Origin of the sequence: Streptomonospora sp. PA3 (genome assembly GCF_009728995.1) — a bacterium.
Taxonomy (GTDB): Bacteria; Actinomycetota; Actinomycetes; order Streptosporangiales; family Streptosporangiaceae; genus Streptomonospora.
In genome coordinates this window covers 530,656-546,278 of sequence record NZ_VTZW01000016.1, presented here as the reverse complement: position 1 = coordinate 546,278, position 15,623 = coordinate 530,656, and the positions used below count along the sequence as shown (strand labels likewise).

At 70.3% G+C, this 15,623-nt stretch carries 13 protein-coding genes; 8 read left to right on the top strand and 5 right to left on the bottom strand.

Annotated features, from left to right (window positions below):
• Positions 1–9: 9 nt before the first annotated feature.
• Genes FZ103_RS18850 through FZ103_RS18840 form a run of 3 tightly spaced genes read right to left on the bottom strand, consistent with a single transcriptional unit; the run spans position 10 to position 3,779 of the window.
• On the bottom strand, positions 10–1,239 hold the full coding sequence (locus FZ103_RS18850; protein WP_186356511.1) for an MFS transporter: 1,230 nt from the start codon (positions 1,237–1,239) through the stop codon (positions 10–12).
• Positions 1,236–2,117, bottom strand: a complete 882-nt coding sequence (locus FZ103_RS18845) for a hypothetical protein (RefSeq protein WP_156002873.1) — start codon at positions 2,115–2,117, stop codon at positions 1,236–1,238. The genes FZ103_RS18850 and FZ103_RS18845 overlap by 4 nt, the downstream gene beginning before the upstream one ends.
• A 51-nt stretch (positions 2,118–2,168) precedes the next feature.
• Positions 2,169–3,779 (bottom strand): nucleotidyltransferase family protein, encoded by a 1,611-nt coding sequence (locus tag FZ103_RS18840; protein ID WP_186356510.1) that lies wholly within the window; start codon positions 3,777–3,779, stop codon positions 2,169–2,171.
• Between the two features lie 185 nt (positions 3,780–3,964).
• Here FZ103_RS18840 and FZ103_RS18835 point away from each other — a divergent pair, with 185 nt between their 5' ends.
• Positions 3,965–4,621, top strand: a complete 657-nt coding sequence (locus FZ103_RS18835) for a maleylpyruvate isomerase family mycothiol-dependent enzyme (protein ID WP_156002871.1) — start codon at positions 3,965–3,967, stop codon at positions 4,619–4,621.
• 101 nt (positions 4,622–4,722) lie between these two features.
• On the opposite strand, the gene FZ103_RS18830 is transcribed toward FZ103_RS18835, so the two are convergent.
• Entirely contained in the window at positions 4,723–5,841 is a 1,119-nt protein-coding gene (locus tag FZ103_RS18830) for an iron-containing alcohol dehydrogenase (protein WP_156002870.1), read from the bottom strand.
• A gap of 74 nt (positions 5,842–5,915) precedes the next feature.
• The gene (locus FZ103_RS18825) at positions 5,916–6,842 is read right to left on the bottom strand and encodes an NAD(P)-dependent oxidoreductase (RefSeq protein ID WP_186356509.1); all 927 of its coding nucleotides are present in this window, start codon (positions 6,840–6,842) and stop codon (positions 5,916–5,918) included.
• 770 nt (positions 6,843–7,612) lie between these two features.
• Between FZ103_RS18825 and FZ103_RS18820 the strand changes: the two genes are divergently transcribed.
• The 7 genes from FZ103_RS18820 to FZ103_RS18790 are packed head-to-tail and all read left to right on the top strand — an operon-like array spanning position 7,613 to position 15,596.
• Entirely contained in the window at positions 7,613–8,557 is a 945-nt protein-coding gene (locus FZ103_RS18820; RefSeq protein WP_156002869.1) for an isocitrate lyase/phosphoenolpyruvate mutase family protein, read from the top strand.
• A 26-nt stretch (positions 8,558–8,583) separates the two neighbouring features.
• Complete coding sequence (locus FZ103_RS18815) at positions 8,584–9,705, top strand: alanine--glyoxylate aminotransferase family protein (protein WP_156002868.1); 1,122 nt, start codon at positions 8,584–8,586, stop codon at positions 9,703–9,705.
• Positions 9,656–12,118 carry an FAD/NAD(P)-binding protein gene (locus FZ103_RS18810; protein ID WP_343233599.1) on the top strand — a complete coding sequence of 821 codons (2,463 nt, stop codon included), beginning with the start codon at positions 9,656–9,658 and terminating at the stop codon, positions 12,116–12,118. The genes FZ103_RS18815 and FZ103_RS18810 overlap by 50 nt, the downstream gene beginning before the upstream one ends.
• Positions 12,111–13,085 carry a glycosyltransferase family A protein gene (locus FZ103_RS18805; RefSeq protein ID WP_186356508.1) on the top strand — a complete coding sequence of 325 codons (975 nt, stop codon included), beginning with the start codon at positions 12,111–12,113 and terminating at the stop codon, positions 13,083–13,085. Before FZ103_RS18810 ends, FZ103_RS18805 begins: the two co-directional genes overlap by 8 nt.
• A complete protein-coding gene (locus FZ103_RS18800) occupies positions 13,082–13,849 on the top strand; it encodes an HAD-IA family hydrolase (protein ID WP_156002866.1) in 768 nt (255 codons plus the stop codon). The genes FZ103_RS18805 and FZ103_RS18800 overlap by 4 nt, the downstream gene beginning before the upstream one ends.
• On the top strand, positions 13,843–14,565 hold the full coding sequence (locus FZ103_RS18795; protein ID WP_186356507.1) for a thymidylate kinase: 723 nt from the start codon (positions 13,843–13,845) through the stop codon (positions 14,563–14,565). The genes FZ103_RS18800 and FZ103_RS18795 overlap by 7 nt, the downstream gene beginning before the upstream one ends.
• Positions 14,562–15,596: an alcohol dehydrogenase catalytic domain-containing protein gene (locus FZ103_RS18790; protein ID WP_186356506.1), complete on the top strand. Its 1,035-nt coding sequence runs from the start codon at positions 14,562–14,564 to the stop codon at positions 15,594–15,596. The genes FZ103_RS18795 and FZ103_RS18790 overlap by 4 nt, the downstream gene beginning before the upstream one ends.
• The last annotated feature ends 27 nt before the right edge of the window (positions 15,597–15,623 follow it).

Genomic DNA, 15,623 nt, shown 5'->3' with positions numbered 1-15,623 from the left:
CTCTGTGCGTTATTGCGCGCGGCCTGAGCCCGGAACCCGGGCCTCCTCCGCCTTTGCTGGGCCGGTGAAGCCGAGCCGGGGGAGGAGGGCCAGCAGTACGGCCGGAGCGACGCAGAGCGCGACTCCGATCCAGAACACCTCGGCCTGGTATCCGGGCACCATGAGCGGCGCGACGAATCCGATCATCGACCCGGCTTGGACGACCGCCGTGTAGACACCCGCGCCGCCGCTGATGCCCGAACGCAGCACGTCCCCGAGGAGTACGACGGCGATGCTCTGGAAGCCCGCTGTGAACACGGCGTACACGACCTGCGACCCGAACAGCGCGGGAAGGCCGCCGAACAGGACCACGGCCGTGAACGACACCGCACCGAACGCGCATACGGCGATCAGTGTGCGGACGCTGCCGAATCGCTCACTGATGATCCCGAGAGGCACCAGCACGACGAGTTCCACGATCGTCGTCACGGCGAAAAGGGCGGATATAGCCGGTTCTGGCACGTCGGTGGCGAGCGCGTACAGCGGCAGGTAGACCTGGCGCAGGCTGTCCGCGGCGCGCAGCATCAGCACGACCGCGATCGCCACGGCGATGACCCGGAGCGGATTGGGGCGACTGCTGTGCCCGCCCGATTCCCCGTCCGCCTGTGCGGGCTCCGGAACCGGCGGCTTCCTGTGCGGAACGAGGCACAGCAGCGCGTTGAGCGCCGCGATCGCCATCGCCGTGTGGACCGGTCGGAGGGTGGGCTCGACCTCGGCCAGCAGCGCGGCCGCGGAGTAGACCCCGAGCCCGAGCACGTAGCCCGACACGAACAGCGTGCGCACCGTGCCCATGGTCCGGGCGGAGGAGCCGGTCTTTGCGCTGTCGGCGATAGCGACGTATTGCGGGAAGACCAGGCTCATACACATCACCGCCATGCCCGCGGGATAGATCGTCCACTCCGGCAGGGGAGCGGCCAGCACCGCCAGTCCCGCTGCCGCCAGTAGCGAGCTCGCAGCGATGCCCTGCCGCGGCGCGTCCGCCTTCCGCAGCCATCGGCCGACCACGAGGTTCAGGCAGGCCGCTGTCAGCGCGTTGACGACGAAGAAGAGGGCGATGTTCTCCTTTTCGACGCCGCGTTGGGCGAGCAGCAAGGGCAGCAGGACGCCCATCATTCCGGTGAAGGTCGCGTTGACCACGATTCCCGCGGTGATCGCGGCGGAGGGCAGGGCAAGGCGGCGAGCGCGGTCCAGCAGGCTCATCGGATCTCCTGCGGAGCGGCGGCCGGGTCCGCCGCCTGAGCGGGGGCGATCCGCGTGTGGGGCAGGCCGGCGGGCCACTCGTCCCGGGGGCGGAACAGAAAATCCAGGTCGCCGGCGTCGGGATCGCCGCGGAGGATGAAGCATTCCGCCCCCTGGCGCGCCCACGTCGCCAGCGCGTCGAGCTTGCCTCCCATCGCGCCGCTGGTCTCCCACGCCCCGCTGTCCCACAGGTGCCGCCGAGCGATGCCGAGGTCGTCGGGGGAGAGGTCCGCGATGGTCTCCGCCCCGCTCGGGCCGCCTCGCAGCACCCCGGGCACGTCGGTCAGTGCCGCGATCCGGAGGGGGCCGGCGCTGTGCTGGAGCATCACCCCGGTTACCCAGTCGCTGCCGAAGACCTGGAGCCGGCCGCTGTCGTCGAGGAGGCTGTCGCCCGACAGCACGGGCAGCCCGCCGACCTCCAGGAGCCGGGTGACGGCCGTGTCGGCGAAGACCGGGCGGCCGCGGCTCAGGACACAGGCGGCGGCGAGTTGGAGCGGAAGTGCGCGGATACCGAGCCGGCGCAGTTCCCGCGTCCAGATCCACTTGACGTCGAAGGTGGCCCGGGTCAGGACGAGGGCTGCGAAGGGGTCACATGGATCCAGCTCCCGGACCGCGCCGTGGCCGATCGATCCGCCGCCCACCACCAGCGCCATCCGACCGGGACGGCTCCGTGCCAGATCGGCGACCTGCCGGGCGTACGCGGCCACGGCGGCGTGGTCGATGTTGTCCGATGCGGCCTTGTCCGAGACGAGGCTTCCGCCGATCTTGAGTATCAGGAAGGGCGTCGGCGGCTGAGGGGTGGGCCGGCGGGGTACAGCGCGCTGCGCAGACGACGTCACCTGTGCTCCCTTTCTGCGAAGATCATTGAGACGAGGCGGGCCACGACGGCCCTAGACGCTTATGCGCAGCGGTATGACGGCGCCCGCCCGCATGGGCCCCCAGCGCAATCGCTGGTGGCGGACACCCAGCAACAAGGGGAGCGCGGCCGCGGCGGCGTCCTTCGACACGCCGAGCGCGTCCCAGGGCAGAGTGAACGAGAACGTGTCGCGCCCGGCCCGTCGGAAGGCACCGGAGTCGGCCCCGTTGGCGTCCGGGTTGAACAGCGAGTAGTCGTCCCAGCGGTAGTCGTCGTCCTCGGGGGTGTAGAAGCCCTCGTAGCGGTAGTCGCCGAAGTTGAGGGAGATCGCGCTCATGCAGCCCGTGGGAGCGGGAGGGAGCGCCACCTCGATGCTCAGACCCCAGGGGTGTCTGACGACGGTGCCGGCGACGCTGAACGCTGCGCCCTTCTCCGTGCGGAACACCGCATGCTCGACCGCGGCGGCCGATCCGTCCAAAGCGGAGAACCGCAGCTCCCGGTCGGGGGCGGTGGCGTCGAGGGCGTTGACGTGGAGCCCGTACAGGACGGTTTCAGCGGAGACCTGCTCGTCGCGGATCAGCAGTTGCTCCGGGTGCCACCCCAGGTCGACGAGGTAGCCGTCGACGCCGTCCCACCACAGGTCCACGGGGAACGCGCGCTCGCGGAGCCGCCAGTCCGATCCGGTGTCGGGCAGTCCCGGCAGCGGATCCCGGCCCAGGAGGTCGAGGGCGAGGGCGCGCACGAAGGCGATGACGTCGTGTCCGTCGAGCTCGTGCAGGAGGCGCAGGAAGAGACCGCGGTCGAATGCGGAATGGTCGGCCAGGTCGCAGACGGTCGCCACTTCGTCCAGCTTGATCGTCCCCTTGGGCCACACGAACGGCGTTCTGACGTAGTCGCCGAACATGTGCGCCGCGTTGACGAAGATCGCGGCTTCTGGGCGGAGCACCAATGCGGGCGGGTCGGCGGTGCGCGCCCGGTGGCGGTCCAGGTGGGCATACTCCCACCGGTGTCCGCTGAGGCGGAGCTCCTGCCTCCACCCACCGGGGTTCGCGGCGGGGGAGTACCGGCGCCGGTCCCTCTCGGCGGGAAGCCGCGGGATCTCGTAGTAGGAGTGGACTTCGATGATCCGCCCGGCCTCGGAGCGCAGTTCCGCGTATTCGTCGAGGATGTCGACCGGCCCATGCCGGCGGTAGTCCTCGGCCGTGACGGCTTCGACGGTCGCCTCCGGGTCCGCGCCGACGAAGTCGATGTCGCCGCTGCGCCGCATCGTGTACGGATCCCCGGTGATCTGCCACAGCGTGCTGCCCTTGAGCACGATCGGAGGGTGCCCGGTGTCACGGCTGAGACGGGCGGAGACGGAAGCCGCCACCTCCGACTGACTGCGGACCCCGGCTTGGACGCCGGCGAACCGTTCGGCGACGGCCGCCGTGAATTCGGCGGGAAACGCGTCGGGTTCGGCTGCGCACCTGCGCAGGAACCGCCCGTCCAGGCGATGCGCGTCCAACGCTTCCAGGAAAGGGGGGAGTTCGGCCTCGTGGAGGTCGGGGGCCGCGCCGGGGCGGCCCGCGGCCCAGACAAGCCCCTCCCGCAGCCGCCGGACACGGTCGGAGGAGGTCGCCGCCATTGCGCTCGTCTGCTCTGTCATGGTTCTCCTCGGATCGTCGCCGTGCCGATGTGGCCGTTCAGAACGCGTGCTCCGCGGGCGGTGGAACGGCCGAGTGACGGAATTCGCCGGGCTGCTAGGGTGATCGGCCGGCGCAGGGGCGGGCTCCGGTCGGCGTTGGGGCCGCCGTAGGCCCCGGATCCGCCGGCGGAAGGGATGGTCGGGTGATGATCGGGACTCCGGACGCCGAATCGATCGGTGCGTGGCTCGTCCGCGTCCGCGACTGCGAAAACGCGCTTGTCGAGCACGCGGCGGAGAGGGTGGCGGACGACGAGGCGGCACGCGCCCCATCGCTGCTTCCGGGCTGGAGCCGCGGACACGTGCTGTCCCACCTGGCCCGCCACGCCGACGCTCTGTCGCGGATGCTCGAACAGGCTGCCGCCGGCGTCCTGGTGGAGCAGTACCCGGGGGGACCCGAGCAGCGGTCGGCCGAGATCGAAGCCGGGGCGGGCCGTTCCGCCGGCGCGCTGATCGCGGACCTGCGCTCGTCCGCGGAGCGGCTGGTCTCCGCGATGGAGGCGACACCGCCGGCGGAGTGGAATCGGCCCCTGCGGTTCCGCGCGGGCGAGAAGCCGGCACACCAGGCGCTCGTGTCGCGCTGGCGCGAAGCGCAGATCCACCGTGTCGATCTGCGCATCGGATACACGCCGCAGGACTGGCCGGTGGACTTCGTCGAGTTCCTGCTGCCCCGAGAGCTCGAGCGGTTGCCCGACCGCGCCCCCGGTGTCACCGTTCCCGCACGGCTGACCGAGTCCGAGTGCCTCGCATGGCTGCTGGGGCGCAGCACCGACACGGGCCTGCCCGGCCTGCCGGCCTGGCCCTGAGCCGGGTCCCCCGAACGTGTCGGGGCCCGCGGTCGCGAGCAGTGCGCGCCGGCGGGGCGACCGCGGAGTGCGGACCGCGGCAGTGCGGATCGCGGGGCCGATCACAGAGACCCCGCGTAGATCGCGCGGACCTCGGCTTCTCCCGTGTCGGGGGTCGGATCGTTGGCGACGTTTCCGCTGACCCGCGCTTCGCAGGCGGCGAGGTCGTCCGGAGCGAACCCCCAGTCGGCCAGACTGCTCCGCAAACCGGTCCGGTCGAGCAGGTCCAGCACTCCCGACCGGAAGTCGGTGGCGCCGATGCACTCGGCGAGTTCGCGCAACCGCGTCTTTCGATGCGGTTCGATCAGACGCAGCCACGCGGGATACAGCACGGCCAGCCCGCGCCCGTGCGAGAGCCGGCGGCCGTGGAGCCGGGGCATGGCCTGCTGAAGGCGGTGCGGCAAGCAGGTGCTCGCGGTCGCGACGTTGATCCCGCCCAGGAGAGCCGCATACGCCATGCGCTCCCGAAGCGCCGGTGTGCTCGCGCCTGCGGCGATGGCGGGCAGCGACTCCGCGACGATTCCGACGGCCTCCCGCGCCAGCGGCGCGTTGACGGGTCCGGTACCGCACGCGAGGTACCCCTCCACCGCGTGGCAGAACGTGTCGAACCCCGTCTCCACCGCGACCTCGGTCGGCAGGGTGGCGGTGAGCTCTGGATCGATGAGGGCGTCCGCCGGGAAGAGCGCGTGCCCGCGGATCCCCGATTTGAAGTCGCGGGACGCGTCGGTGAGGATCGCGCCCTTGGTGACCTCCGAACCGCTGCCGGCGGTGGTGGGCACCGCGATCAGCGGCAGGGCGCGCAGTGTGTCCGGCACCCCGGTACCGACCAGCGGACCGACGGGTCCGGCGACCACGCCCACGGCTGCGGCCTTCGCGCCGTCGATGGCGCTCCCACCGCCCACGCCGATGACGACGTCGCATCCCTCATCACGCGCCTGTGCCGCCGCAGCGTCCGCTTCCTCGGCGAGCGGATCCGGGGAGACCTCTCCGTAGAACACCGACTCGACTCCGGCCGCAGAGAGGGACGCGGCGATCCGATCGAGCACCCCCGCACGCCGCATCGCGGTACGCCCGCTGACGACGAGGGCCTTTCGGCCCAGCCGCGAAGCGAGTCCGCCTATTTCGGCGAGGCGTCCGCTGCCGAAGTGAATCCGAGTCGGTATGTGGAAGTCGAAGTCCATGAACTCTCCTAACGGCCGGATGCGGACACGCCGCGCACCGCCTCCGGGGCGCGGCGCCGCTGACCAACGGTGCTTCAGCACAGGCGCGTGGGTATCGGCCGACCGTCGAGCGCGCGGCCGATGAAGTCGACGACGGTTCTGCCGATGCGCTGCTGGGCCTCATGCGTCATCGCCCCGATATGCGGAGTCAGGACCACGTTCTCCAGCTGGGCAAGGGGGGTCGTCCCGCCCTCCCGCTGGTGCACATCGAGGGCGGCACCGGCGATGGTCCCCGCCGCGAGCGCGTCGAACAGGGCGCGCTCGTCCACGACACCACCCCGGGAGACGTTGACGAGGTAGGCGGATCCGCCCATGAGCCTGAGCTCCGCTCCGCCGACCAGTTCCCGGGTCTCCGCGGTCAGGGGCACGGCGAGGCAGACCGCGTCCGACTCCGCCAGCAGCTCCTCGAGGGAGACCAGGTCGATTCCCTGCTCACCCAGCTCCCGTGCGCGTTCGGGCGCGGACCGGCGCACCGTGGCGCGCACGCGTGCGTCCAAGCGGAGCGCGAGTTCGGCGAACCGCATACCGATCCGTCCGAGGCCGACGACGCCGATCGCGGAGCCCGCGACCTCCCTGCCCGTCAGCGCCCTTTTCTGCCACCGGCCGGAGCGCATCCCGCGGTCGGCCGAGGGGATCTGGCGCATGAGACCCATGAGCATCCCCAGCCCGAGTTCGGCGACCGCGCCCGCCGAAGCGCCGGGCACGTTGAAGACGGTTACCCCGGCATCGGCCGCGGCGGCGAGATCGATGTTGTCCAGCCCCGATCCCGCCCGGGCGAGCACGCGCAACCGCGGCGCGGCCGCGATGATCTCGGCGGTGACCTGCACGCCGCTGCGGACCACGAGCACCTCGGCCTCCTGGACCAGGGTCTGCAATTCCGGCTGAGAGCACCCGGGGCGATCGACGAGGTCGTAGGTGCGGCTCAGTTCAGCCAGGGCCGCCGGATCCAGTGGATCGGCCACGACCACGCGCGCCCTCCGCGGTCGGCCCGGCCCCGCCCGGAGGCCGGATTCCGCGCCGGCCGTGTCACCGCTGCCGGCGGCCTCTAGTGGATGCGCCACGTCGATTCCTCTCCGAGTTGTCAGGATTTTCCAGGCCCGTTTCGTCTGGAAGTCTCCGTGAAATCCAGGCAGCGGCAGGGGAGGTGCGCAGGCGAATGCGGGAAGCCGTCGGCGACAGTAACAACGGAAAAATGAAGTTGGCAATGTCCGGATGCGGCCACCGTGCTCGGAGTGGAGCGGGGCGGCAGGGGTGGGATGTTTTTCGTTCTCTGCTGTATGTGGTGTTCAGGAAGATATTGATCTTCCGGGAGTGCGAAGCCGGGAGATCGCCGGCAAGATCGCCGGATTTCGGAGTCGGGGGCCCGTATCTCGCGACGACCAGGACGAATGCTTCCCTGGGGAAGTGTCTGGCGTGCGAACTTCCGGCTAACTCCAATCGGATGGCGAGTGCTTGACATTGGCTTGAGCGTGCCTGAGTCTGGCTTCTGCGCACGTCCTGGGAGCGCTCCCAGGAATCTTGGAGAACGTTGCCGCCGGCGTAAGGCTGCAGGGTCCCGGCATCGGGAGAAACGTGCTGGTGAAGGAGTGTGGAGAGTGGCGGCGGTGCGGCGCAGGGGGTCCTTTTGATCCGCCGGAGGGCGGCCGGATCGCGCGGGGTGTGCGCCTAAAAGGCCGCGGCACCTGCGCTGGAAGCAACCTGAGGACGAGCTCGGTTGACAGGAGGGTGAAGGTTGCCTAATAAAAATTCGGTATTTCGCGAGCTGCTGAACAGTGACGAGGTCACGCGGATCGTCGGGGTGAACGACTCCATCGGCGGGTTGCTGGCGGAGCGGCGCGGATTCGACGCGTTGTGGGCATCCGGGCTCGGCATTTCGACGGCCTGGGGTGTGCCGGACGCCAGCATTCTTACGATGACCGAAATGCTGCAGTCGGCCTCCGTGGTGAACCGGACTTGCGGGCTTCCGGTCATCAGCGATTGCGACACCGGGTTCGGCGACATCAACAACGCCCGCCGTATGGTGCGCGAATACGAGGCCGCAGGTATCTCCGCGGTGTGTATCGAGGACAAGGAGTACCCCAAGCGCAACAGCTTCCGGGACGGGCACCGGCTTGCCGATCGCTACGAGTTCGCCGCTCGGATCGCGATGGTCAAAGAGGCCTCGGAGGACCCGGATTTCACGGTGATCGCGCGGCTGGAGTCCCTGATCGCCGGCGTGGGAGTCGACGACGCCTTCGACCGTGCCTGCCGCTACACAGCTGCCGGCGCGGACGCGATTCTCGTCCACTCCAAGGCCAAGACGGCGGACCAGGTCACGGAGTTCGCCGAGCTGTGGCGATCGCGCGGGGGACGGGTCCCGGTCCTCGTCGTTCCGACGACCTACCCGGACATCACCATCGACGAGCTCAAGAACGCCGGAATCAGCGGCGTGATCTACGCGAACCAGACGTTGAGGGCATCGATTCACGCGATGGACGAAGCGCTGAATTCGATCCAGAAGAACGGCACCAGCCTCCCGATCGAACCCGAGATCAGCAGTGTCCACGAGGTGTTCGAACTGACCCGGACTGCAGAAATCGAGATCACCGAGTCCTGGTTCAACAAGAAGGTGATGGAACTCCGCGGAGCGGAGTCCCCCGGTACCGGCCGGGCGAGCTTCGCGGAAGCGATCCAGTGACTCCGCCGAGTCCGGAAGGATGGGAGATGGCGGATTCCAGTGGCCCCAGCCTGCCACCGCCCCGCTTGACGCTGCTCAATCCGGGACCCGTCATGACCGATGAGCGCGTGCGGGCCGCTCTGAGCTATCCCGATGTGTGCCATCGGGAGGACGAGGCCGCCGCACTGATGAACGCGGTCCGCGCGAAGGTGACACGGTTGTGCGAAGGAACCGAGCGGCACACGAGCGTCCTGCTGACCGGATCCGGAACCGCGGCGCTGGAAGCGGCCTTCGCGTCGATCGTCCCGCCCGAGGGCAAGATACTCATTCTCGACAACGGAAACTACGGACAGCGCCTCCAACGGATCGTCGACGTCCACGGCGTCCGCCACGAGCGTCTGGAGTTCGGCTGGACCGTTCCCTTCGATCTTGCGCGGATCGACGAGGTCCTGGCGGGGAATCCCGGATTCACCCATGTGGGCATGGTCCACCACGAGACCAGCACCGGAATGCTGAACCCGCTGCGCGAGGTCGGTGAGATCGCCGAGCGCCACGGATGCGAACTTGCGGTCGACGCCATCAGCAGCCTGGGTGCCGAGGAATTCGGCCTGGAATCGCACGGGGTCGACTGGTGCGTAGGCACGGCCAACAAGTGCCTGGAGGGTTTTCCCGGCATGAGTTTCGTCTGCGCTTCGCACGCCGCATTCGAAAGGCTGGCCGACCGCTCCCCGGCAACGCTGTATCTGGACCTGTACGGGCACTACGCAGCGCAGGACAAGGCGAACGCGCCCCTGTTCACTCCGGCCGTGCAGATCCTCTACGCCTTCGACCGTGCGCTGGACCTGGCGCTCGCCGAAGGCACGGCCGGCCGCGCGAAGCGCTACGGGCGTCTGGCGGAAGCGCTGCGGACGGGGCTGAGGGAGCGGGGCCTGCGCTTCCTGCTGCCTGAGGAGCACATGTGCCGCGCAGTCACCAACGTCCACGTGCCCGACGGGTTCACCTACACGTCGCTTCACGACGCGCTCAAAGCCGAGGGTTTCGTGATCTACGCGTGCCAGGACCGGCTTCCCGACGTATTCCGCGTCGCCACGATGGGCCGGCTCGACGAAACCGACATCGATGAGTTCTTGTCGGCGCTCGACCGGGTTCTCGGGGAGGGAGCTCGGTGATCCCGGTCGGCGGCCGATACCCGCCGACGGGAGTGGACCGCCGCTCCCAGGACCCTCCATGCGGTGCACTCACGGGGCGGCCGGCAGGCCCAGGGCGCGCCCCGGGAACAGGCGGTCGCCGAGAGCCCCCACACGACCCCAGGAAGGATGGATCCGCGTGGCCCCAATGCGGTTAGCGATCATCGGAGCGGGACCGAGCTGTACCTACGTCATGGATCGCCTCGCCGCACATTTGTCGGCGGCCGACTGGACACCGTCGCTCGAGGTGCGCGTCTTCGACAGCTCGGGCTTCTTCGGGGCGGGGGAGGTCCACAGCCCCGACCAGCCGGAGACCAGCTACCTCAACCGGATCGCCGGGCAGGTCTCGTTCGCCGCCGACGAGAGTGTGCAGGAGGCGGGACCGCTTCTCGACGAGCGGCTGAGATACACACTCCACGGCTGGTGCCGGCGGCGGTTCGAAGAAACCGGCGACGAACGGTTCTCCCTCGAACCCGAGGACTGGCCGAAGCGGTTCATGCACGGATTGGCGCTGCAGGAGGCGTTCCAGGAGTTCACGCGCATCGTCGGCAACGCTCCGGGCGTGCGACTCCACCTGCACCACGACGAAGTGACCGACCTCGACGACACCGGCGGCTCACTGCGCCTGGTCACCGCATCGGGGGAGCGCTACCACGCGGACCGCGTGCTCCTGGTCACCGGCCACTCCGCCAACGACCCGAGCCGCTTCGCCGATACGCGGGCGCTGCTGGATTACGCCCGTGAAAGCGGCTCCACCTATGTGCCCACGGCCTACCCGCTGGAGCGGGAACTCCCCGAATCGGTCGTGCCGCCCGGCAGTGTCACCGGTTGCGGCGGTATGGGCCTGACAGCCATCGATGTCATCCTCCACCTCACGGAAGGGCGCGGCGGGGCCTTCGACCGCCGCAGCACGGGCGGATTGGACTACCGGCCCTCGGGCCGGGAACCCCGGCGCATCGTGGCCTTCAGCGGCTCGGGGCTGTTCACGTTCGCCCGGCCTTACAACGCCAAGGAGCGGGACCCCGCTCGGCTGGAGCACCGCGGCGTCTTCCTCGTCGAAGAGACCATCGAGCGGCTGCGGAGGAACGGCGGCTGCGTCGTGGCGGTCGGCCGCCAGGGCATGCGGCACCAGCTTGACTTCGAGACCCAGGTGTTCCCCGTCCTGCTGCTGGAGATGGCCTATCTTCACTACGCGACTTTGCTGGGAGCCGCGTGGGCCGATGCCGCCTGCGTCCCCGTCGCGCCGGTGTTCGAGGAGTTCGTCGCCAGCGGTGGCGCCGTCCGCCCCGACGCCTCCCCCCGATGCCTGGCGGAGTCGATGAACGCCGTGTTCGACGGCTTCCGACCGAAACTCGAGTCGCTGCTGCGCGACCGCGGGCCCGACGCACTACAGCGCCACGGACGGGCGGCCGTCAACGCCGCCGGGCGGTTCCTCACCGTCGTGCTCGGCTCCGAGGCGGCGGACCGGTGGATCGCCGACGTCTCCGCAGGCCGCCCCACCGCCGACCCGTTCGCTGCGGGGAGCGGCCCCTGGGGCCAGTCCGTCGATCCCGCGGACCACCGATTCTCGTGGACGGACACGATCACCCCGATCCCGCCGCGCGAACGTACCTCCCCGGACGGGTACGCCGCCGCCGTGGTCGCATTCATGCGGCGCGACCACCTCTGGGCGGAGCAGGGCAACGTGCTGAATCCGGCGAAGGCGGCCGCCGACGGAGTGTGGCGCGACCTGCGCCCGGTGCTGGCGGACGCGGTCGACTTCGGCGGCCTGACGGCCGAGTCCCACCGGGAGTTCCTGGGGACCTATATGCGGTACCACAACCGTCTTGCCAACGGCGCGGCACTGGAGGTGATGGAGAAGATCCTGGCCCTCGTCGAAGCGGGCGTCGTCGACGTCAGCACCGGACCCGGCGCGCGCGTGGAGAAGACCGCCGAGGGACTGACCGTCGTCGGGCCCCAGACCGGAGCGGCGCACCGGATCGACGTACTCGTCGACGGGAAGGTGCACCCCTTCGACCCCGAAACCGATCGGCGTCCGCTGTATCCGAACATGCTCCGCCGCGGCCTGGTGCGCAAGTGGCGAAATCCCGCCCGCGACGGCTCCGCGTTCGAACCCGGAGGCCTCGACCTCACGCCCGACTTCCACCCCTACCGTGCGGACGGATCGGTCGAGACGAGGCTGACACTGATCGGGCCGCCGAGCGAAGGAGTCATGTTCTTCCAGCTTGGAGCACTCAGACCGCAGCAGAACCACCACGTCATGCGCGACATTCTGTGCTGGTTCCAGGCGTTCTGGCGGGAGCTTCAGCCCCGTTTCTCCGCGCCCGCCGCACATGTCCGCCAGGACGCCGGAGCAAGCCGGTCGGGCGCGAGCGGGGAGGCGGTCAATGGCTGAGCACGCCCGGCCGCACCCGGTGTTCGTCATCCCCTTCTTCGCCGACCACCCGCGGCAGTGCCGGTTCCTCGAACAGACGGTCGAGAGCCTGGTCATGCAGTCGGATCCGGAGTGGGAGGCGATCGTGGTCGACGACGCCTCCCCGATGGAGACCGCTCCGGTGCTCGCGGCCGTCCGCGAGCAGGCCGGCGGAAAGGTGCACGCGGTGCGGCACGCCGGCAACCGGGGACCGGGGGCCTGCCGCAACACCGGAACGGAGTGGGCGGCCGCACGCGGAGCCCCCTTCATCCTGTTCCAGGACGCCGACGACCTGGCCGACCCCGACCGACTGCGCGCGACCCGCCGCCATTTCGACACCCGCCCGGCCACCGACATGGTCTACTCCGCGTTCGAGGTGGTCGACGAGAACGGCGAACCCGTGCCGTACGGGGACATCACCCCCTCGGTCGCGGAGATCGTCGACTCCCACGCGGCGGGACCCGTCGAGGGGCCCGACGCGTGGATCCCGATCGCGACCGCGACCGGATACACGACTCTGACCAGCACGGTCGCCGTTCGGACAACGGTCGCGGTCGCTCATCCGTTTCCCAGCGGGCACGCCAGCGAGGACACCCACGCGTGGCTGCGGATGCTGGCCGGAGGCGGTGAACTGGGCTTCCTGAAGGATGTCGTGGCCCGCTACCGCGTCGCGCGCGACACCGAGGGGTCCGCGAGTCGGGCGCGCATGGGCGAGTCCTTCTACTGGCGCATGCTCCAGCTCGACCTGGACGGGTTCGTCCGCGCCGCTGCGTTGTCCGTGGCCCGCGGTCGGATCGGCGCCGAAGAGGTGCCGGAGCTGCTACGCCGGTTCCACCTGAAGCAGGCCGAGACCATGGCCGCCGAAGGCCAAGACGACGCGGCCGAGACCTGCCGCTCGCTGGCCCATACGTTCATGGACCCGGCACGGAACGGGGAGGCGGCACCATGAAGCAGCACGTTCCGGTAGACGGAACCGACCACGAGACCGTGCTGGCCTGCGGCGCCCTCCTCTTCGACCTGGACGGGGTCCTCGTCGACTCGCTGGCCGCCATCATCCGGGCGATGAGCGCATGGGCGGCGGAGCGCGGACTCGATCCCGACACCGTGGTGCGGCTGTCCCACGGCAAGCGCGACGTGGACCTCATCGCCTCGGTCGCTCCGCACCTGGATCCGCAGCGCGAGGCGCTGCGGATCCAAGAGCACGACGAGCGCGAGATGCCCTCGCTGCGGCCGGTGCCCGGAGCCGCGGCGCTGATCGCCGCGCTGCCGCAGGACAGATGGGCGATCGTCACTTCGGGAAGCAGCCGGATCGCTCGCGCACGGCTCGCCGCAGCGGGCCTTCCCGAACCCTCGAACCTGGTCACGGCCGACTCCGTCGAGCGCGGCAAGCCCGACGCCCAGGGGTACCGGATCGCCGCGGCACGCCTGGGCGTCGAAGCCTGGGACTGCGTGGTGGTCGAGGACGCGCCGAGCGGGTGGGAGGCGGCACGCAGAGGCGGCATGGCCTGTGTCGCGGTGGGGCAGGCGACCGAGGATCCGCGGGTGACCGCGAGCGTCCGGGATCTGCGGCAGGTGCGGGCCGCCGTCGATGCCGACACCGGCGGCCTGGTCGTCAGGATCGGCGGCGGACCGGGAGGAACGCATCAGCCGGCGCGCCCCCGGCCGGTGGCCGAGCTCAACGGGATCCGAGGAGAGGACGGGAATTCGTGCTAGTGGCCGTAGCCGGAACAGACGGCGCCGGAAAATCCACCGTCACCCGGGCGGTAGCCGAGTTCCTCGCCGGCTCGGGCTGCGCCGTGCACCACGTCGATCGGTGGGACGTCGTGGACAACCCCCACTATCCGGCGGCCGGCTTCCTGGCGTCCGACGTCACCTATATCCGCCACCGGGTGGCGGACATGCCACCCACCGCCAGACTGCTGTTCCTGATGTGGCTGATCGACATGGCCCTGGAAGCGTGGGAGGGGGACGCACGCACCGGCGCCCTGCTCGTCGACGGCTACTGGATGAAGCACGCCGCCAGCGAGGTCGCCTACGGCCTCGACCAGGGCTGGGTCGAGGGCGTCGTCGACCGGCTGCCGCAGGCTTCGGTCACCCTCTACCTCCGGGTGTCTCCGGAGGTCGCATGGGCGCGCAAGACCGGGGACATCGTGCCCTACGAGTGCGGTATGGACCCCTCCTGCGCCGAGGAGAGCTTCCTGGCCCACCAGCGGCGGATCCAGAACCTGCTGGACCGGTGGGCCGCTCAGCGCGGATGGACCGTCATCGATGCGGACCGTCCCTACGAGGACGTGGTCGCCGATGTCACGCGCTACCTGGCCGCCGCGGTCGAGCACGGCGAGGCGGGACCCGGCGGCGCCGACCCGGACGGGTCCGCGCCGGCACCGCCGCTGGCAGTGCATTCCGGCGCCGACGGGCGTACGCGGTGACCGCGCGGATGAAGGCCATGGTGCTGCGCAGGACCGGACTGCTGCGCGAAGAGGAGATCGCCGTGCCCGCTCCCGAGGGCGGGCAGCTCCTGGTACGCGTGGCGGCGACCGGGATCTGCGGCTCAGATCTGGCCGCGTTCAACGGAAGCCACCCCTACAAGCGGCCTCCCATGGTGCCCGGCCACGAGATGTGCGGAACGGTGGTGCAGGTCGGGACCGAGGTGTCCGGATTCGCGGTGGGCGACCTGGTGTGCTCCGCGGCGTACTCGCATTGCGGGAAGTGCGGCTACTGCCTCGAGGGGACCGTCAACCGCTGCACCGGCAGGCGCAACATCGGCGATCGCGGTTGGCCGGGGACATTCGGGGAGTACGCGGTCCTGGAGCAGAACATGGCCTTCGTGCTGCCCCCCGGCACCGCCCCGGCCGTGGGCGCGCTCGTCGAGCCGCTCGCGACGGCCGTCCACGCCGTATCGCTGCTGCCGACCCGGCGGCCACGGAGCCTTCTTGTGGTCGGCAGCGGCACGATCGGCCTGGGCTGTGTCCTCGCCGCGCGCGGGCGCGGCATCGAGGAGATCGCGTGCGTCGACCGGGGGCCGGGTAAGGCGGCCCTGGCAACGGGACTGGGAGCGGACTACTACATCGACGCCGAGTCCGAACCGCTCGCCGCCGCGGTGGACGCGCGCCTCGGCGGCCCCGCGGACGCCGCCATCGTCGCAGCGGGGTACGAGCGTGCGGTGGCCGACGCAGTGGGGAGCACGGCCCGGGGCGGAACCGCGGTGGTGGTCAGCTACTTCGCCGGGCCGGCCGTCCTCGATGCCAACGACCTGGTGGCGCGCGAGATCTCGCTCGCTGGATCGGCCCTGGCCACCCCGGCCGACTTCGAAGCCGTCATCGCCGGTATCGCCGCGGGCAGCCTCGACCCGGCACCCATCGTGACCCACATCCTCCCGCTCTCCGAGGCGCAGCGCGGCATGGAGCTGCTGGCCTCCGACCGGACCACCGGAAAGGTGATGCTCGATGCCAGTTCGTAGGTGCGGCGCCGTCCGTCAGGAGACCAC